Consider the following 18,275-nt stretch of genomic DNA (forward strand, 5'->3'; position numbering starts at 1 on the left):
ATTGTTTAGTTCAAATCCAGACGCACAAATAACAACAAGACGTCGCCATTCCCTTTATTTTGCGAGATGCGTGGCACATAAGATGCCATTAATTTACTTTTGCGGGTACCGATGGAGGCAATCGGTAATACTGCCGGAAACGGAACGCCAGAGAAGTAATCGGCGCGGCTGATTAACAAGGCCGTGGCACCAACGCCAACTTCCAGTTTTTCAGACAGCGGTTTCATCCATTGATAGGCATAACCTGCCATCGGCTGCGGTTTGAAATGAGAATCAGAAATTATCATTGCATACAACAATTCTTCATTGTCTTTTTCATTCCGTATCGTTTTCGCAAAACCTAAGCCCCATGCACGTTCATTCAATTCTGCGAGGCGCTCGCGGGTATACGTGTTGCGGCCATGATGAGCGTAACCGGACAGCAGTAAAGACAAATCGCCTTTGTCGAGAATATTTTCAGCTTTCGCTTTGCCGCTGTCCCACCAGCTTTCGTCTTCTTTTTGTTGCGCTTGTGCAGTGCCGCTGAATGAGCTTAACGCCATCAGCAAACCTGATATACAAAAAAAGCGATGTAAAAATGAGATTTTAGAAATAGACATAATCAATGTAGAAAAATATAAAAAAGATGCAAAGTTTCCTGTACGGCGGCTTATTGCCGCGCGTTCCGGTTATTTGCAGGTTTTTTCCCTGTCGAAAAATTACTGCGCCAGGGATTGATATCAAGTCCGCCGCGGCGGGTATAACGTGCATAAACCGATAACTTCTGCGGTTTGCAGTGGCGCATGATATCAACAAAAATACGCTCGACGCATTGTTCGTGAAATTCGTTGTGATTGCGAAAACCAATCAGATAGCGCAACAGGCTTTCCTGATCAATCTGCGCACCGACATAGTGTATCTGTACGCTGCCCCAGTCTGGCTGGCCAGTCACCAGACAGTTGGATTTCAGTAAATGAGAAATCAGCGTTTCTTCAACGATCGCTTCTGCGTGATTGGCACGCAGCAATTCCGGTGCAGGCGTGTAAGAATCGACTTCGATATCAAGTCGGTCGAGCAGCGTGCCGTCCAACTCTGTCATCGTCAGTGAGCCGAAATTGTCGGACAGCGTCAGTTGTACATGCACAGGCGCACCGGCTGCCGCAGACAAATCCGCTTGCAGCAAGCTGATTAACCCGTCGCTGCCAGCCAGTTTGGTCTGATTAAAAGAATTCAGGTACAGCTTGAACGACTTGGATTCGATAATGTTTGGCGAATCTGCCGGCACCGTGACCGTGGCAATCGCGACTTGCGGTTTGCCACGTAAATTCAGCCACGATACCTCGTAGGCATTCCAGATGTCGACGCCAAAGAAAGGCAAGGTATTGCCAACGCCAATTTCTTCGCGCTTACCCGAGCGGGGAATCGGAAACAGCAGCGAGGGATCATATTCTGCTTTGTAGGTGGCGACTTTCCCGAGTAAAGATTGCTCGGGCAGATTACCGGATGTTGATTCAGTCATTGCAAAGTCAGTTTGGCTTTTGGCCTAAAAATAATTGATAGACGGGATTATTGCTTTCATCCCAGTATTGATAGCCGAGTGTCGATAAAAATTCGCGGAAGGCTTTCATTTCTTTTTTCGGCACCTGTAATCCGACCAGAATCCGCGCGTAATCCGCGCCATGATTACGGTAGTGGAACAGGCTGATATTCCAGTTCGGTGCCATGCTATTGAGGAAGCGGGTCAGTGCACCTGGACGTTCTGGAAACTCAAAGCGGTACAGTAATTCGTTTTCTGCCAGCGCACTTTTACCGCCGACCAGATGGCGGATATGCATTTTTGCCAGCTCATCATCGGTCAGGTCTAGGGTTGGAAAGCCGTGCTTTTCAAAATTTCTGGCGATTTTGCCAGACTCGGCGCGACCATTGACTTGTACGCCGACGAAGATGTGCGCGTTTTGCTCGTCGTTGATGCGGTAATTAAATTCCGTGACATTACGGTCACCGACCAGTTCACAAAAGCGTCGGAAACTGCCACGTTCTTCTGGAATAGTCACGGCAAACACGGCCTCGCGCGATTCACCAACTTCGGCACGTTCCGCGACGAAGCGCAGGCGGTCGAAATTCATATTCGCACCGCAGGCGATGGTCACCAGTGTTTCGTTTTTCAGTGGCTTTTTATTCGCTTTGGCACGTTCGATATATGCCTTGCAACCAGCGACCGCCAATGCACCGGCAGGTTCAAGAATGCTGCGGGTATCCTGAAACACATCCTTGATCGCCGCGCAGACGGCATCGGTATCCACGGTGATGATGTCATCGACGTACATTTTCGCCAGCCGGAATGTTTCTTCGCCGACCAGTTTGACCGCGGTGCCGTCGGAAAACAAGCCGACATCGGTCAGTGCCACGCGTTTGCCCGCTTTCAGGCTGCGTGCCATTGCATCTGAATCGACAGTTTGCACGCCGATAATTTTGATTTCCGGACGTATTGCTTTCACATACGCAGCCACACCGGAGATCAGGCCGCCGCCGCCAATGGCGACAAAGATTGCATGGATAGGTGCCGAATGCTGCCGTAAAATTTCCATGCCTATCGTGCCTTGCCCAGCGATCACATCAGGATCGTCAAACGGATGCACGAACGTCAATTTGCGTTTCTTTTCCAGTTCAGCCGCATAGGCTGCTGCGTCTGAATACGAATCCCCAAACAGTACGATCTCGACATTCTCACCACCATGCGCACGAACCGCATCGATCTTAACTGGCGGTGTCGTGGTCGGCATCACGATCACGGCTTTACAACCAACGCGTTTCGCGCTGAGTGCAACCCCTTGTGCGTGATTGCCTGCAGACGCACAGATAACGCCGCGTTTAAGTTGTGCCGGTGTCAGATGGGCGATCTTGTTGTAAGCGCCGCGCAACTTAAAGCTGAAGACACTTTGCATATCCTCACGCTTGAACATAATTCGATTATCCATCCGTGCTGACAGGCTGGGAGCGAATTCCAGCGGTGTTTCAAATGCAACGTCATAGACGCGCGCAGTCAGGATCTTTTTCAGATAATCAGTGCTCATATGCTTGAGAAAGTGAGTGGGATGGTGGGAAACATGGCTCCTATTATAATGGATGTCATTTCAGCTGACCTTTGGAATGACATGATAGAAGCAGGTGTGCAATGGTTGTTTAGCGTATTAGCCCTACCTAAAGTAGGGCTCAGCTCTGTATTTATTATCAGTTTTATTTCTGCGACGCTGATTCCTATGGGCTCGGAACCCGCCGTATTTGCGGTGATTAAAGCGAATCCTGAATTATTCTGGCCTGCGATGCTGGTCGCGACTCTGGGTAACACGCTGGGTGGTGTTGTTGATTATGCGATGGGCTATGCCGCGAACCGGGCATTTCATCATGAACGTCAGAGTTTCTGGTTTGCCTGGTTGCAGAAATTCGGTGCGAAGACGATGTTGCTATCCTGGCTTCCGGTTATTGGCGATCCTATTTGTACGCTGGCAGGGTGGTTGAAGCTCCCTTTTTGGCCCAGCATCGCCTATATGGCGCTGGGAAAGTTCCTGCGTTACCTGACGGTCAGTTTTTTATTGCTCAGTGTGCCGGATGGCGTGTGGCACAGTGTTGCTAAGTTCATTTTTTGATCTGCCGGATTTCATTCAAATTTAATTTTCCTGAGAGTAAACAGCGCTGAGAAGCGCTGTTTAAGCGCAGATTTTTATCTGAAAAATGCCCTCGTTTTACAGGCTTGTCACAATTGTTGAATATGATCGTCAGTCTTCAGCATATCAATGCTTTTTAGCTGACAGATAGTCAGGATTATTTACCTGGCGTTGCGAAATAGGCATGCTCAACACAAGGAAATGAAATGCAAGACCGAGAAAAATTGATAAGCAAGCAACCACGCCGGGGATTTTTGCAAGGATTGGTCGCTACTGCGGCGGGCACCGCTCTCGCTGCCCCAGCGATGGCAAAACCAGCGACGACAGTGGCAAATGTGTATCTGGATGCAGCGAAATGGGCACCGCGTAACCGTGAAATGGTAACAGCGCTGATCGCCAAACATGGCATCGGCAGCAAGACCTATAACCCTAAACGCAAGCCCTATGCGGTGTTCGACTGGGATAACACCAGCATCATGAATGATTGCGAAGAAGCTTTGCTGATGTACCAGATCAACCATCTGGCCTTCAAACTCAGCCCGACAGAATTCTCTGCGGTCATCCGTCAGAATGTTCCAGCCGGGAACTTTGCGCCTGACTACAAAAATGTATCCGGCAAAGTGCTGGATCTGGCAAGTATCTGCGCCGACCTCGACAGCGATTACGCATTCCTGCATGCGAATTACAAAGGCATGGCCGGTAGCCGCACGTTAGAAGAGATCGTCGAGACGTCACAATTCCAAGATTTCCGCGCCAAGCTGTATTTCCTGTACGAAGCGGTCAATGATACGCATGGTGTGAACGTCGGTTATCCATGGGTAATCTATTTCTTCGCGAATATGACCGTATCTGAAGTCAGTGCTCTGACTGAGGCATCAAATGACGCCAATCTTGGCATGAGCCTGAGCAAGACCAAATACACCAGTCCGGCATCATTGCCCGGTGTGGCCGGTGTTGTCACGACAACCCATTTCCACGGCATACGTTTATGCACAGAAATCGCGACACTGATGGATACTTTCCGTCATCAAGGTTTCGACGTGTATGTCAGTACCGCTTCGCTGGAAGACGTGGTTGCGGTATTTGCGACCAATCCTAAGTACGGATATCACGTTAAACGTGAGAACGTTCTGGGTTTGCGTCTCGAACAAAATGGCGATGTTTATAAAAACGCTTACCGTAAAGACTGGCCTTTGAATTGGGGGCCAGGAAAATCAGCTGTCATCAAGCGTGAACTGGTTGCACAAAAAGGCTATGGTCCGGTGTTTGTTGCCGGAGACAGTGACGGCGATTACGATATGTTACGTGACTTCCCGGAAACCGAAATTGGCCTTGTCGTTAATCGCCTGAAAAAAGGGAAAATTGGTGAATTGTCGAAGGCTGCAGCTGAGGCATTGAAAGAAGTCCATCCTCGCTTCTTGCTGCAGGGACGTCAGGAATCGACAGGTAATTGGTTGCCAGTCGAAACTACGCTGAAATTCGGTAAAACTGCTGGCGCATTGTTAGGCTGAGTCAGCTGATAATGTTCGTTGGCTGAACAAAAAAATCCCGGGTGCCAACTGGTTCCCGGGATTTTTTTTGAGATATGTGGTCAGTTAATTTGTCTGACAAGAGAAAAACATTTTGCGATGCCGAATCAATCCGGGCTTAGGGTAAGCTGTATCCAAGGAAAATTTTCCCTAAAAAATGGTTGAATTTTTCCATTGGCTGATTTTGTATGACGATTAAATTTTCATTTATTTTTCTAGAAATTCAAGCTTCAACGAAATAAACTTTGGTGAATAGCCACAAAACAGGGCCATAGCCGTACAAACTTCAAGGCTGTTGCCGCGTGGTGCATCGCAATAAGTTAGAATAAGCCTTTGAGAAACCTCAGACGGATGTAAGGCATTGAGCTGGCGGTGGTTTGCCGGCAGTTTGATTGCGTTGTCTGTCATCGCCAAACCACGCCATACATGAACGCTCCAGTCCAGATACCTCACTTGCATGCTGAGTCGCCGCAGGGCGCTTCGCCTACCCGTGTCCGGGAAATTCCCTATAACTACACCTCATTTTCTGATCGTGAGATTGTGATCCGGCTGCTCGGTGAAGACGCCTGGCAGTTGCTCGACAAATTGCGCGGTAAGCGGCAGACCGGGCGATCTGCCCGCATGTTGTATGAGGTGTTAGGTGATATCTGGGTGGTACGCCGGAATCCGTATCTGCAAGACGATATGCTGGACAATCCCAAGCGCCGTCAGGATTTGATCGATGCGCTGAACCATCGTCTGGGCGAAGTCGAAAAACGCCGTTTGAACACCGCGAACGATGATGATGCGGAGCGCAGCAACAGTGTTGAAACGCTGGTGCAGGCAGCTCGTAAAGCCGTTGCCGATTTTTCGCAGGAATTCCGTGATACCTACGATTTACGAAAAAAGGCGAATAAGCTGTTATCCCGCTATACCGCCAAAGACAATATCAAGTTTGATGGTTTGAGCCGCGTCTCCCACGTTACCGATGCCACCGACTGGCGTGTCGAATACCCGTTTGTGGTGTTGACACCCGACACAGAAGATGAAATGGCCGGTCTGGTCAAAAGCTGTATTGAGCTTGGATTGACTATCATTCCACGCGGCGGCGGCACAGGGTATACCGGTGGCGCTATTCCACTGACACCTTTATCGGCGGTCATTAACACCGAAAAGCTGGAGCAGTTGGGTGCCGTTGAAATGACGCGCTTGCCGGGTGTTGATCGCGACTATGCAACGATTTATTCCGGCGCTGGTGTTGTCACTAAGCGTGTGTCGGATGCGGCTGAAAAAGCTGGTTTTGTGTTTGCCGTTGACCCGACTTCTGCCGAGGCTTCTTGCGTCGGTGGGAATGTGGCGATGAATGCAGGCGGCAAGAAAGCGGTCTTGTGGGGAACGGCATTAGATAACCTCGCATCGTGGAAAATGGTCGACCCGAATGGCGACTGGCTGGAAGTGACCCGTCTCGAACATAATCTCGGCAAAATTCATGATGTCGAAATCGCGAAGTTCCGGCTCGAATGGCGACATCCCGCTGAAAAGCAGCCGTTCAAAACCGAGCAACTGGAGATCAAAGGCCGCGTCTTCCGCAAAGAAGGTCTGGGTAAAGATGTTACCGATAAATTCCTGGCCGGTTTGCCCGGTGTGCAAAAAGAAGGCTGCGATGGCCTGATCACATCGGCACGCTGGATTTTGCACAAAATGCCGAAATTTGCGCGCACTGTCTGTCTGGAATTTTTCGGTCAGGCACGCGACGCGATACCGAGCATCGTTGAGATCAAAGATTATCTTGATGGCGAGACCAGAAAAGGCGGCGCTATTCTTGCCGGGCTGGAGCATCTGGATGAACGTTATCTGCGCGCGGTGGGTTACACCACGAAATCGAAACGCGGCGTGCTGCCTAAGATGGCCTTGTTTGGCGACATCGTTGGCGATGATGAAAATGCCGTAGCGCAAGCAGCATCCGAAGTCGTGCGTATGGCGAATACGCGGGTTGGCGAAGGCTTTGTTGCGGTCAGCCCCGAAGCGCGTAAAAAATTCTGGCTGGATCGCGCTAAGACAGCGGCGATTTCCAAGCATACGAATGCGTTCAAAATCAATGAGGACGTGGTCATTCCGCTCAATCGTATGGGTGAATACACAGATGGTATTGAGCGCATTAATATCGAGCTGTCGATACAAAACAAACTCGCCTTAGTCGCCGCGCTTCAGGATTTTTTCGCGAAAGGCAATCTGCCATTAGGGAAAAGTGAAGATGTTGATGGCGATGATATTCCTGCGACTGAATTGCTGGAAGACCGGGTGCATCAGACGGAAGCCTTGCTGGATGCAACGCGTGCTCGCTGGACCTATCTGCTGAATAACCTTGATAAACCTCTGGCCGAGGCGAAAGCTGAATTGATTGCATTGGGCCTTGATAAGCTGGCCTTTGTGTTTGATGAGCGTTTGCAGCGGCAGCCCGACGCGACCGTGTTTTCTATCGTGCAGGACAGAACAGTCCGCATTTCATGGAAGACGGAAATACGTGCCCAATTACGCCAGATTTTCAGCGGTGTGGCGTTCAAACTCATCCTCGATGAGTGTGTCGCTTTACATAAAAAAATATTGCGTAGCCGCGTCTTCGTCGCTTTGCACATGCATGCCGGTGATGGCAATGTGCATACCAATTTGCCAGTCAATTCCGATGACTATGAAATGCTGCAGGTCGCGCATCATGCGGTTGCCCGCATCATGGTGCTGGCGCGCTCGCTGAATGGCGTGATCTCTGGTGAACATGGTATCGGCATTACCAAACTGGAATTCCTGACCGAAGATGAGATCAAGGATTTCCGCGCCTACAAATTACGCATTGACCCAGAAGGCCGCTTCAATAAAGGTAAGCTGCTGAATTTGCCGGATTTTGCGGCTGATCTGCGGAATGCTTACACGCCTTCGTTTGGCCTGATGGGACATGAATCGCTGATCATGCAGCAAAGCGATATCGGAGCGATCGCGAATAGTGTGAAAGACTGCCTGCGTTGCGGCAAGTGCAAACCAGTCTGCGCTACCCATGTACCACGCGCTAATCTGCTGTATTCGCCACGTAACAAAATTTTGGCGACATCGTTGCTGGTCGAGGCTTTCCTGTACGAAGAGCAAACCCGTCGCGGCGTCTCGATCAAACACTGGGAAGAATTTGAAGACGTCGCAGATCATTGCACTGTTTGCCATAAATGTGTGAACCCGTGTCCGGTCGATATCGACTTCGGCGATGTGTCGATGAACATGCGTAATCTGTTGCGGAAGATGGGGAAAAAATCCTTTAATCCAGGTTCTGCCGCAACCATGTTCTTTTTAAATGCGACTGACCCGGCAACGATCAATGCGACACGTCAGGTCATGATAGGCTGGGGTTACAAAGCGCAGCGCTTCGGTCATGATTTGCTGAAAAAGTTCGCTAAAAAACAAACCCGTATGCCGCCAGCGACCGTTGGTAAAGCACCCATTAAAGAGCAGGTGATTCACTTTATCAATAAAAAGATGCCGGGCAATTTGCCTAAGAAAACCGCGCGTGCCTTGCTTGATATCGAAGATGATAAAGTCATCCCGATTATTCGTGATCCGCAGACCACGACGGCTGATACCGAAGCCGTATTTTATTTCCCTGGTTGTGGTTCAGAGCGTTTGTTTTCACAGGTAGGGTTGGCGACGCAGGCGATGTTGTGGAATGTCGGTGTGCAGACAGTATTGCCACCGGGCTATCTGTGTTGCGGCTATCCGCAGCGTGGTAGCGGCCAGTTTGATAAAGCAGAAAAGATGATGACGGATAACCGCGTGTTATTCCATCGCATGGCCAATACGCTGAATTATCTGGATATCAAAACCGTTGTTGTGTCTTGTGGTACCTGTTACGACCAGCTCGAAACTTATGAGTTTGAGAAAATCTTCCCGGGTTGCCGCATCATTGATATCCATGAATATCTGATGGAAAAAGGCGTCCGGCTTGAAGGTGTTGCGGGTACGCGATATATGTATCACGAACCTTGCCATAATCCGATGAAGTTGCAGGAATCGGTGAAAACCGTGAATGCGCTGATTACAACAGAGGGTAATGTCAAGATTGAGAAGAGTGAACGTTGCTGTGGCGAGTCCGGCTCGTTGGCGATCGCCCGCCCTGATATCTCGACGCAAGTACGTTTCCGCAAAGAAGAGGAAATGCGCAAGGGCTCAGATAAATTGCGTGTAGATGGTTTTGTTGGCGACGTGAAAATCCTTACATCGTGCCCATCGTGTTTGCAAGGTTTATCCCGTTATAACGAAGATGCTGACACGACGGCCGATTACATCGTCGTCGAAATGGCACGTCATTTATTGGGTGAGAACTGGCTTCCGGAATACGTCGCCAGAGCGAATAACGGCGGCATTGAGAGAGTATTGGTATAAGCCATGAATGTATTAATTGATAGTGGTGCCCCGCCGTGTGAATTGTGCAAGGTCGATGGCGGTGAACTCATCGTCAAGACAGACAAGTTACGGGTTGTCTTGGTGGATGATGCGAATTATCCGGGGTTTTGTCGCGTGATCTGGAATGCTCATGCAAAAGAAATGACCGATTTGGCAGTCGAGGACCGTTCCGCCCTCATGCAGGCTGTCTGCAAAACCGAGCAGGCGATTCGTGATGTCATGGCACCACAGAAGATTAATCTGGCGAGTCTGGGGAATATGGTGCCGCACTTGCACTGGCATGTCATTCCGCGTTATACCGACGATCTGCATTTTCCTGATCCCGTTTGGGCATCACAAAAAAAGCCTGCCACTGATGCTGCGGTGCTGAGTGAGCGTCGCGCGCTGTTGCCGACATTACGCGCAGCGCTTGTTTCCTATTTTTATTAGGCAGAAATGATGAGTAATAGTAAGCCACAACCAACCTCACTGAACGCACGTACGCAATCGAAGGTGCTGGAAATTTCTTTTGACGATGGCAAAGAATATTCTTTGTCATTTGAGTTATTACGGGTTTATTCTCCGTCGGCCGAGGTGCGTGGACATGGCGCCGGACAGGAAACGCTGCAAACCGGTAAGCGAGAAGTGAGTCTGGTTGCACTCGAACCTGTCGGTAATTACGCTGTCAAACCAGTATTTTCTGACGAACATAGTTCAGGCATATTTTCCTGGGATTACCTATATTGGCTGGGCGAGAATCAGGCGCAGCTCTGGCAGGATTATCTGGCACGCTTGCAGGAGGCCGGATATCCGGGAGAAAGCGGCAGGGATGCGCCGATGACTACAAAGTCGGGCAGTGCCTGCGGTCACCATCATTAAAAAAATGCGTCTTCGTGACGCATTTTTTACGTTTGCTTACGATAAAAATTTGGCGATTGCTGAGCCTGGCAGTAAGGTGATTCATCATCTCTGATTCCTCGAACAGGAATCTTTTTACCGCAGAATCATCATTAAGCTGGGAACGATAAGCATGAAAATACGCATACTGAGCATGGTCGCCTTTTGTGCGCTGGCCGCTTGCTCTACAAATGAAACTGGCAACAGTATGGGTAAAACTGGGAGCGGCGCGCAATCTGGCAAAACAATAAAAGGAAGTGAACCACTTCCGGCGGCGTCGGCTTCGCGTACTGTCGAAGCGTATAAGGCAGAAGTGGCGCACCGCATCAGCCACTTGCACCGTCAGCAAGTGTATTCCGAAAATCCTCAGCCATTATTGCGGTCAGTCGTTGTTGTACGCTATTCCGTTAACGCAGACGGCACTCTACTGAACGCACAGATTCAGCGCAGTAATAAAGACCATGAAACGGAAAAGACTGCTCTGGCGAGTCTGAAAAACAGTGCACCATTCCCTAAACCACATCCGCAGCTATTGCGCAGCGGGCGTCTTGAAGTATCTGAAACATGGTTATTTAACGATGACGGACGCTTTCAGATCCGAAGTATTGCATTGCCGCAGCGTGCCGGATAAAAATTCCTTCCGGAAAAGCTGGCATTCCTGAGTCACGGCGGATCAGGTCTTTGTTTAAGTACCCCCGCTAGTTTTGATTGCATTTCCCGCTTGCTGACTAAGGTCAGGTTTGCAGGCCTTTTTCAGCCAATCAGCTGCCAAGCCAGTCTCAGTTCCCCTATAATGCGACTTCGTATAGGAGCCTTGAGATCATGAGTAATACTACCCATTTCGGTTATACCACTGTCGAAGAAGACCAGAAGGTGCATAAAGTTGCCGAAGTATTTCATTCGGTGGCCGCGAAATACGACATCATGAATGACGTGATGTCTGCTGGTCTGCACCGTATCTGGAAAATGTTCACTATTGCACAGGCAGGTGTCCGTCCGGGATTCAAGGTACTGGATATTGCCGGTGGTACTGGCGATCTGACGAAAGAATTTGTTAAGCAAGCAGGTAAGACGGGTGAAGTCTGGCACACGGATATTAACGAATCCATGCTGCGGGTTGGCCGCGATCGCCTCTTGAATAAAGGCCTGATCACCCCCACGTTACTTTGTGACGCAGAAAAGCTGCCGTTTCCGGATAATTATTTTGATCGGGTCACAGTGGCTTTCGGTTTGCGCAATATGACACATAAAGATCAGGCGTTAGCCGAAATGCAGCGGGTGTTGAAGCCTGGCGGTAAGTTGCTGGTTTTGGAATTTTCTAAAGTGCCGGAAATTTTGCAAAAGCCCTACGATTTGTATTCATTTAATTTCTTGCCGTGGATGGGGCAAAAAATAGCGGGTGATGCTGACAGTTACAGGTATCTGGCAGAATCGATACGCATGCACCCTGATCAGGAAACGCTGAAAGGCATGATGGAAAAAGCGGGTCTTGAAAAAGTGCAATACTTTAATTTGACGGCAGGTGTGGCCGCATTACACACTGGTATTAAACTTTAAATCGCTGACGAAGCAAAAGGAGTGACATCAATGAAGAAATTTTTACTCGCCATGGTGATGGTTGCCAGCACATTCGCAATGACGATGCATGATGCCGACGCCAAACGTATGGGCGGTGGTGGTTCTATTGGTCGCCAGTCAAGCAATGTCTCGCGTCAGGCCACGCCACCATCGAATATGAACAATGCTAATCAGGCCCGGCCAGCACAAGCTCCGGCTGCAGCGCCTGCAGCAGCGATTCCGCCTAAGCCAGCGAGCCCATGGAAAGGCATCGTTGGTGGTCTGATTGGTGGTGCCTTGTTGGGCGCAGCTTTGTCGCATTTCGGACTGGGTGGCGCGATGGCCAGCATGTTAGGTTCTTTGCTGACATTTGCGCTGATCGCTTTTGCGATTTTCTTTGTTATCCGTTTGTTCCGCGGCAATAAAGCGAATACGAATGCGCCGTCGGCATTTGCTCCGCCAGCTTATGCGGGCGTGCCTTCCTCTGCGACGCCAGAAATTGGTTCGCGTCTGGAGCCACAGGCATATCAGGCGAGTGGATCTTCTTCTGCCGCTGCACCGGCAGCGAACTGGAGCATTCCTGCTGATTTTGATGTGCCAGCTTTCCTGCGTAATGCGAAAACATATTTCATTCGTTTGCAGGCAGCATGGGATAAGGCCGATATTAATGATTTGCGTGAATTCACGACTCCGGAAATGTATGCAGAGTTGAAACTCGAAATTCAGGAACGCGGCGCCACTGCGAATGTGACTGATGTTGTCTCGATTGACGCTGAATTGCTGGGGATAGAAAACATCGGTAGCGATCATCTGGCGAGTGTTAAATTTACTGGCATGATCAAAGAAGCGGCCAATGCACCAGCAGAAGCTTTTGCCGAGGTCTGGAACTTGTCTAAACCTGTGAATGGTCAGGGTGGTTGGGTACTCGCAGGTATTCAACAATTATGATGTCAGCAGGACTTAGCCTGATTCGTATAAGTCCTGATGCAGATCGAACATAACAGGCCGCATATGCTGTTAAACTAAAGACCGCCCGTCATTTTGTCGGGCGGTTTTTTATTAAGAATGACGCAGCTTTATCCGCCGGTATCGTGTCTCGACAAAGTACCTGCCTATTGCACAAAGCTGAGTCAATCTTTTCTCAACGATATGATTTCAACTGCTCCCTTCATTAATCATTTGCTGGCACAGGAAACCTGGGCCAGAAATAAGCTCCTGCCACATGCTGGCAAAATCGCCTGTATCGATTTGCATGCATTTCAATTACGTTTGAAAGTCGGGGTTGATGGCTACCTGGAGTCTGCTGATGCGCAGACATCTCCCGATGTGACTATCCGTGCCAGACTAAGCGATCTGCCATTGATGGTGCAGAATCGTGAACGTGCATTTTCCTATGTCAAGATTGAAGGAGATGCTGATTTTGCGAATACGATTTCCCACCTGAGTCAGGAATTAAAATGGGAAGCCGAAGCCGATTTAAGTAAAATATTTGGTGATATCGCTGCGGTTCGTATCGTCGATGGCGCTAAATCGATGTTTAAAAACGCACAGCAGACGCATCTTAAAATTCAGGAAAATCTGGCGGAATATTTTCTCGAAGAAAACCCACTGCTGGTTCGTCCGGCGGCGGTGCAGGGATTTGCTACAGAAGTGAATAAAACTCGTGATGATGTCGAGCGTCTCATCAAGCGCATCGAGAAACTCGAAAGGACGCGCAGATGATATTGAAGTTTTTACGGCTCTTTAAAATTATTCGCGTGACCTTACGTTACGGGATTGATGAAATCGCCATTTCCGGTCTTAAAGTACCGCGTACTGCACGCCTGATCGAGACGTTGCTATTCTGGCGTGATTTATCGGCTCCCCGTGGTGAACGTTTACGTAAGGCATTGGAAGACCTGGGGCCGATTTTCGTGAAACTGGGGCAGGTACTGTCCACCCGGCGTGATCTGATGCCGCCTGATATCGCGGATGAACTGGCGAAGTTGCAGGATCGCGTCCCTTCGTTTGATCCAGATCTGGCAGTAGCACAAATTACCAAATCTCTGGGCGCACATCCGGATGAATTATTTGCGAGCTTTAATCGCGTGCCGGTGGCATCGGCATCAATTGCTCAGGTGCATTTCGCCACGCTGAAAGATGGTCGTGAAGTTGCAGTGAAAGTGCTGCGTCCCGGCATGAAGGACACGATAGATAAAGATGTCGCTCTGATGCAGGTCGCCGCCGGATGGTTGGAAGCTTTATGGGCTGATGGCAAGCGTCTCAAGGCAAAAGAAGTGGTCGGCGAGTTTGACAAATATCTGCACGATGAACTCGATCTGATGCGGGAAGCTGCGAACGGCAGCCAGTTACGACGGAATTTTCAGAATTCAGATTTGTTACTGGTGCCGGAAATGTATTGGGATTATTGCTCTTCCTCCGTGATCGTCATGGAACGCATGAATGGCATACCGATTTCGCAAATCGATAAATTACAGGCAGCGGGTGTCGATCTGGCGAAATTATCACGTGACGGTGTGACGATTTTCTTTACACAAATTTTCCGCGACGGTTTTTTCCATGCAGATATGCATCCGGGGAATATTCTGGTCTCAACTGATCCGGCCACTTTCGGGCGCTATATTGCACTCGATTTCGGTATCGTCGGCACTTTGAATGATTTTGATAAAGACTATCTTTCGCAAAATTTTCTGGCATTTTTCCAGCGTGACTACAAACGTGTAGCCGAAGCGCATATCGAATCTGGCTGGGCGCCTAAGGATACGCGGGTGGATGAGCTGGAAGCGGCTGTCCGCGCCTGTTGTGAGCCGATTTTCGATAGGCCGTTGAAAGATATTTCTTTTGGTCAGGTGTTGTTGCGACTGTTTCAGACATCGCGCCGTTTCAATGTTGAAGTTCAGCCTCAGCTTGTTTTATTGCAAAAGACTTTGCTGAATATTGAAGGTCTCGGACGTCAACTCGATCCTGAGCTGGATTTATGGAAAACCGCTAAACCATATCTCGAACGCTGGATGAACGAGCAGGTGGGCTGGCGTGGGTTGATGGATAAATTGAAAGCGGAAGCACCACGTTACAGTCACATCTTCCCGCAATTGCCGCGGCTTGCGCATCAGGCTCTGAGCCGGGCTGGCGAACAAAATAATAGTAATGAAATGCTTGCTGCATTATTGTCGGAGCAGCGTAGCACCAATACCTTGCTGAAAGTTATTATCTATTTCGGTGGTGGTTTGTTCGCAGGCGTTATCGCAGCGCAGCTATTGCTTCATTTTTATTTTATCGGCTGAGTCATGGCAGATTTTGTCAGCAGAGATCCGAATAATTCATGCTTTTGGGACGAGCGTTTCAGCAAAAATTTTACGCCTTGGGATAAAGGGGCTGTTCCACAGGATTTGCGCGATTTTGTGCTGACCGCCCCCAGCAAAATGCGAACGCTGATACCCGGGTGCGGTAACGGTTACGAAGCGGCTTTTCTGGCGCAGGCTGGCTGGGACGTGACAGCAATCGATTTCTCTCCGGCCGCTGTGAAAAGCGCGCAGATGGCGATAGGGGAGTGGTCCCGCCATGTTATTGAAGCTGATTTTTTTGAGTATCAACCCGCACAGGCACCAGAGTTGATTTACGAGCGCGCTTTTTTCTGCGCTTTACCACCGGTAAGGCGACAAGAGATTGTCTTGCGTTGGGCTGAACTTCTGTCTCCTGGAGCTTTGCTGGCAGGATACTTTTTCTTTGATACGAATGCGGACGCGAGCAAGAAAGGCCCGCCTTTTTCTATCTCGGATCAGATCTGGCAAGAGTTAATGGCGCCTCATTTCACGTTATTGACAGATCGGGCAGTGAACGATTCGATTGCCGTATTCGAAGGCCGCGAGCGTTGGCAGATCTGGCAGCGGAGCCCGGCGACGAATGCCCGTTAAGCCTTTTTTAGCGATGATCTACAGTGCTACTATCAGCACGTGTCTTATTTGAAATACCCACTTATGCGCTATCTGAATCCCCGTTTGAGCACAGATCAGTTACCCGCTATTCCATTGCAGGCGGATGCGGTCAGAACCTTGTTGGGTGCGGCTGAATACCGGGAAGAATTGCTGAAACAGATCGCCAGTGCAAAACACAGAATTTATCTGTGCAGTTTATATGTGCAAAATGATGAGGCTGGCGCCGAAGTCATGGAGGCTTTGTATACTGCGAAAGCCGCACGCCCATCACTGGACATTGCCGTATTGGTGGATTGGCACCGCGCGCAGCGTGGCTTGATCGGCGAACGCAGACAGGCCGGGCAACAAACCGGAAATGCCGCCTGGTATCAAAAACTAAGCCGGGTGCATGCTGAAGGCGTTCCAGTGTATGGTATTCCGGTACAGACCAGCGAGTTGTTTGGTGTTTTGCACCTTAAAGGTTTTGTTATTGATGATGTGGTGATTTATAGCGGTGCCAGTATTAATAACGTGTATCTGCATAAGCAGGAAAAATACCGGCATGACCGTTATTTACTGATTCAGAATTCTGTATTGGCGACCACGATGGTCGATTTTATACGTCAGCACTTGCTGTTGGCCTCAGCGGTACATCGCCTCGATAAGGCGGAAATTCCTGCCACACGTAGCATACGCAATGACATTCGTCGCTTTCGCGAGCAGTTAAAAAAGGCGCGTTATCAGTTCAATGAACAATTTATCGGGCAGTATTCAGAGACGCCGCCTGCGCTGAGTGTGACGCCATTGGTCGGCGTTGGTAAAAATAATCCACTGAATAAAGCGATATGTCAGTTGCTTGCGGCGAGTAAGTCGCAGATTATTATCTGTACTCCTTATTTCAATTTTCCCCGTGCTGTGACCAGAGAAGTGAATCGCGCACTGAAACGCGGAGTGAGCGTTGATATTATCGTCGGCGATAAAGTTGCGAATGATTTTTTTATTCCACCGGAGCAGCCTTTTAAAGTCATTTCGGCTCTTCCTTATCTGTATGAGGTCAACCTCAGACGTTTCGCCAAAGCGCATCAGCAGGACATTCAAAAAAATCAGCTCAGATTACGCCTGTGGAAAGATGGCGAGAATACCTATCATCTGAAAGGATTGTGGGTAGATCAGTGTTACGCACTGATGACCGGAAATAATCTGAATCCCAGGGCATTCCGTCTTGATCTGGAAAACGCGCTGTTAATCCATGATCCGCAACAAGAGTTACTGGCACAAAGAAATGCAGAGCTGGCGAGCATCGTTGAACATACGACGCTGATCAGTGATTATCGTTCTTTGCAGAAGGTAAAAGATTATCCGGAACCAGTCCGGAAATTACTGACACGCCTGAGTACCATCAGACTGGATCGTCTGGCTTACCGGGTGCTGTAAAAGTTAAGGTTGTGTTGGCGGAGAGAGATGAATGACTTGCATGGGCGGGACTTCGTCAGGCAACCATTTACGATAGATTTTTGCGAAGCTACCGTCTTTCTTGATGGCGCGTAATGCCTCTTCCCATATCTTAATCGTCGAGGCTGGCGTCTTAGCGGAAAACGCCAGATATAGCTCCAGTGCATCAAGCACCATGACAGGCTCAACATCATCGCTGGAGTAGCCTATGTCTTTCAGTATCGAGGGTACAACAACACTGCCTTCCACCCATAAATCAAAGCGTTTGGCCATCAGCATATTGGCGATGACCAGAGGCGATACCGCCAGTTCCAGATTGAAAAAACCTTTTTTACGCGCTGTGTCGGCAAAAATACTGGAGCGATAAGCACCGACTTTCAGTTTGCGGATAGCATCTCCCTGACTCAACAAATTAGCCGCATTTCCTCTACGGGTGTACAGCGTGATGTACGAGATCGCAACTGGGCCCACCAGGTGCATGAGTTTTTCGCGCTCCTCCGAACGTCCTACCGTAAAAAGTAAAACGTTAGGCTCATCCAGTAAAGCTTTGTATCCTCGCGCAAATGGCACTACCTGAATGGCTTGTGTATTCCCTGTTTTTGCCTGTATTGCCTTGACGACCTCTACCGCCATACCTTCGGCTTTCGTATCGTTGCCGAAAGAAATCGGTGGCCAGTTTTCAGTCAGGATCTGTAACTCTTGTGCGTCAGACAAAGAGCAGAAAAATAACAGGCAGATCGCTACGAATTTGCGATAGTGGGTAGTGATTGGTAGGTGACAGTCAATGTGGGACATGATCATCATCGGCAGCAAATTGTTGGCAAATTGCAGTGAACAACAAAATGTGTGTACACATATTGCCAATGTAAACCGTTTCCAGA

At 49.3% G+C, this 18,275-nt stretch carries 17 protein-coding genes; 12 read left to right on the forward strand and 5 right to left on the reverse strand.

The genetic code is table 11. The features are described from left to right. Nucleotides 1-5: 5 nt before the first annotated feature. The 3 genes from KDM87_RS03005 to ilvA all read right to left on the reverse strand — a co-directional run bounded on the left by KDM87_RS03005 (nucleotide 6) and on the right by ilvA (nucleotide 3,053). A complete protein-coding gene (locus KDM87_RS03005) occupies nucleotides 6-542 on the reverse strand; it encodes a hypothetical protein (RefSeq protein ID WP_230407552.1) in 537 nt (178 codons plus the stop codon). 107 nt (nucleotides 543-649) lie between these two features. Then, nucleotides 650-1,498: an NADPH-dependent 7-cyano-7-deazaguanine reductase QueF gene (gene queF, locus KDM87_RS03010; RefSeq protein WP_212677674.1), complete on the reverse strand. Its 849-nt coding sequence runs from the start codon at nucleotides 1,496-1,498 to the stop codon at nucleotides 650-652. Between the two features lie 7 nt (nucleotides 1,499-1,505). Then, complete coding sequence (ilvA, locus tag KDM87_RS03015) at nucleotides 1,506-3,053, reverse strand: threonine ammonia-lyase, biosynthetic (RefSeq protein WP_212677675.1); 1,548 nt, start codon at nucleotides 3,051-3,053, stop codon at nucleotides 1,506-1,508. Between the two features lie 81 nt (nucleotides 3,054-3,134). On the opposite strand from ilvA, the gene KDM87_RS03020 reads away from it, so the two are divergent. Next, nucleotides 3,135-3,626 (forward strand): YqaA family protein, encoded by a 492-nt coding sequence (locus KDM87_RS03020; RefSeq protein ID WP_212677937.1) that lies wholly within the window; start codon nucleotides 3,135-3,137, stop codon nucleotides 3,624-3,626. A gap of 224 nt (nucleotides 3,627-3,850) precedes the next feature. Next, nucleotides 3,851-5,155, forward strand: a complete 1,305-nt coding sequence (locus tag KDM87_RS03025) for an HAD family hydrolase (RefSeq protein ID WP_212677676.1) — start codon at nucleotides 3,851-3,853, stop codon at nucleotides 5,153-5,155. A 225-nt stretch (nucleotides 5,156-5,380) separates the two neighbouring features. Here the strand turns inward: KDM87_RS03025 and KDM87_RS03030 are convergent, their stop codons facing one another. Further along, nucleotides 5,381-5,581, reverse strand: coding sequence for a hypothetical protein (locus KDM87_RS03030; protein ID WP_212677677.1), 201 nt, complete (start codon nucleotides 5,579-5,581; stop codon nucleotides 5,381-5,383). Between the two features lie 18 nt (nucleotides 5,582-5,599). On the opposite strand from KDM87_RS03030, the gene KDM87_RS03035 reads away from it, so the two are divergent. The 10 genes from KDM87_RS03035 to pssA all read left to right on the forward strand — a co-directional run bounded on the left by KDM87_RS03035 (nucleotide 5,600) and on the right by pssA (nucleotide 17,376). Beyond that, nucleotides 5,600-9,574, forward strand: a complete 3,975-nt coding sequence (locus KDM87_RS03035; protein WP_212677678.1) for a DUF3683 domain-containing protein — start codon at nucleotides 5,600-5,602, stop codon at nucleotides 9,572-9,574. A 3-nt stretch (nucleotides 9,575-9,577) separates the two neighbouring features. Then, on the forward strand, nucleotides 9,578-10,024 hold the full coding sequence (locus KDM87_RS03040; RefSeq protein WP_212677679.1) for an HIT family protein: 447 nt from the start codon (nucleotides 9,578-9,580) through the stop codon (nucleotides 10,022-10,024). Between the two features lie 6 nt (nucleotides 10,025-10,030). Then, entirely contained in the window at nucleotides 10,031-10,453 is a 423-nt protein-coding gene (locus tag KDM87_RS03045; RefSeq protein WP_408058678.1) for a gamma-butyrobetaine hydroxylase family protein, read from the forward strand. Nucleotides 10,454-10,604: 151 nt separating this feature from the next. Beyond that, on the forward strand, nucleotides 10,605-11,102 hold the full coding sequence (locus KDM87_RS03050; protein ID WP_230407553.1) for a TonB family protein: 498 nt from the start codon (nucleotides 10,605-10,607) through the stop codon (nucleotides 11,100-11,102). 191 nt (nucleotides 11,103-11,293) lie between these two features. After that, nucleotides 11,294-12,028: a bifunctional demethylmenaquinone methyltransferase/2-methoxy-6-polyprenyl-1,4-benzoquinol methylase UbiE gene (ubiE, locus tag KDM87_RS03055; protein WP_212677681.1), complete on the forward strand. Its 735-nt coding sequence runs from the start codon at nucleotides 11,294-11,296 to the stop codon at nucleotides 12,026-12,028. Between the two features lie 30 nt (nucleotides 12,029-12,058). After that, nucleotides 12,059-12,976 carry a Tim44 domain-containing protein gene (locus KDM87_RS03060; protein ID WP_212677682.1) on the forward strand — a complete coding sequence of 306 codons (918 nt, stop codon included), beginning with the start codon at nucleotides 12,059-12,061 and terminating at the stop codon, nucleotides 12,974-12,976. 201 nt (nucleotides 12,977-13,177) lie between these two features. Further along, a complete protein-coding gene (locus KDM87_RS03065) occupies nucleotides 13,178-13,750 on the forward strand; it encodes a ubiquinone biosynthesis accessory factor UbiJ (RefSeq protein WP_212677939.1) in 573 nt (190 codons plus the stop codon). Continuing rightward, nucleotides 13,747-15,312 carry a ubiquinone biosynthesis regulatory protein kinase UbiB gene (gene ubiB / locus KDM87_RS03070; RefSeq protein WP_212677683.1) on the forward strand — a complete coding sequence of 522 codons (1,566 nt, stop codon included), beginning with the start codon at nucleotides 13,747-13,749 and terminating at the stop codon, nucleotides 15,310-15,312. Before KDM87_RS03065 ends, ubiB begins: the two co-directional genes overlap by 4 nt. A 3-nt stretch (nucleotides 15,313-15,315) precedes the next feature. Next, nucleotides 15,316-15,942, forward strand: coding sequence for a methyltransferase (locus KDM87_RS03075; protein WP_212677684.1), 627 nt, complete (start codon nucleotides 15,316-15,318; stop codon nucleotides 15,940-15,942). Nucleotides 15,943-15,990: 48 nt separating this feature from the next. Next, nucleotides 15,991-17,376, forward strand: a complete 1,386-nt coding sequence (pssA, locus tag KDM87_RS03080; RefSeq protein ID WP_212677685.1) for a CDP-diacylglycerol--serine O-phosphatidyltransferase — start codon at nucleotides 15,991-15,993, stop codon at nucleotides 17,374-17,376. Between the two features lie 3 nt (nucleotides 17,377-17,379). Here pssA and KDM87_RS03085 read toward each other — a convergent pair whose 3' ends face one another. Further along, nucleotides 17,380-18,189, reverse strand: a complete 810-nt coding sequence (locus tag KDM87_RS03085; RefSeq protein ID WP_212677686.1) for a substrate-binding periplasmic protein — start codon at nucleotides 18,187-18,189, stop codon at nucleotides 17,380-17,382. Nucleotides 18,190-18,275: the final 86 nt, after the last annotated feature.

Source organism: Cognatundibacterium rivi (assembly GCF_018139565.1).
In the GTDB taxonomy this organism is placed as follows: Bacteria; Pseudomonadota; Gammaproteobacteria; order Burkholderiales; family Burkholderiaceae_D; genus Undibacterium; species Undibacterium rivi.

Coding starts and splice junctions, on each gene's coding strand:
- KDM87_RS03005 (WP_230407552.1), bottom strand. CDS start 542: ATGGCGTTAAGCTCATTCAGCGGCACTGCACAAGCGCAACAAAAAGAA.
- queF (WP_212677674.1), bottom strand. CDS start 1,498: ATGACTGAATCAACATCCGGTAATCTGCCCGAGCAATCTTTACTCGGG.
- ilvA (WP_212677675.1), bottom strand. CDS start 3,053: ATGAGCACTGATTATCTGAAAAAGATCCTGACTGCGCGCGTCTATGAC.
- KDM87_RS03020 (WP_212677937.1), top strand. CDS start 3,135: ATGATAGAAGCAGGTGTGCAATGGTTGTTTAGCGTATTAGCCCTACCT.
- KDM87_RS03025 (WP_212677676.1), top strand. CDS start 3,851: ATGCAAGACCGAGAAAAATTGATAAGCAAGCAACCACGCCGGGGATTT.
- KDM87_RS03030 (WP_212677677.1), bottom strand. CDS start 5,581: ATGACAGACAACGCAATCAAACTGCCGGCAAACCACCGCCAGCTCAAT.
- KDM87_RS03035 (WP_212677678.1), top strand. CDS start 5,600: ATGAACGCTCCAGTCCAGATACCTCACTTGCATGCTGAGTCGCCGCAG.
- KDM87_RS03040 (WP_212677679.1), top strand. CDS start 9,578: ATGAATGTATTAATTGATAGTGGTGCCCCGCCGTGTGAATTGTGCAAG.
- KDM87_RS03045 (WP_408058678.1), top strand. CDS start 10,031: ATGATGAGTAATAGTAAGCCACAACCAACCTCACTGAACGCACGTACG.
- KDM87_RS03050 (WP_230407553.1), top strand. CDS start 10,605: ATGAAAATACGCATACTGAGCATGGTCGCCTTTTGTGCGCTGGCCGCT.
- ubiE (WP_212677681.1), top strand. CDS start 11,294: ATGAGTAATACTACCCATTTCGGTTATACCACTGTCGAAGAAGACCAG.
- KDM87_RS03060 (WP_212677682.1), top strand. CDS start 12,059: ATGAAGAAATTTTTACTCGCCATGGTGATGGTTGCCAGCACATTCGCA.
- KDM87_RS03065 (WP_212677939.1), top strand. CDS start 13,178: ATGATTTCAACTGCTCCCTTCATTAATCATTTGCTGGCACAGGAAACC.
- ubiB (WP_212677683.1), top strand. CDS start 13,747: ATGATATTGAAGTTTTTACGGCTCTTTAAAATTATTCGCGTGACCTTA.
- KDM87_RS03075 (WP_212677684.1), top strand. CDS start 15,316: ATGGCAGATTTTGTCAGCAGAGATCCGAATAATTCATGCTTTTGGGAC.
- KDM87_RS03085 (WP_212677686.1), bottom strand. CDS start 18,189: ATGTCCCACATTGACTGTCACCTACCAATCACTACCCACTATCGCAAA.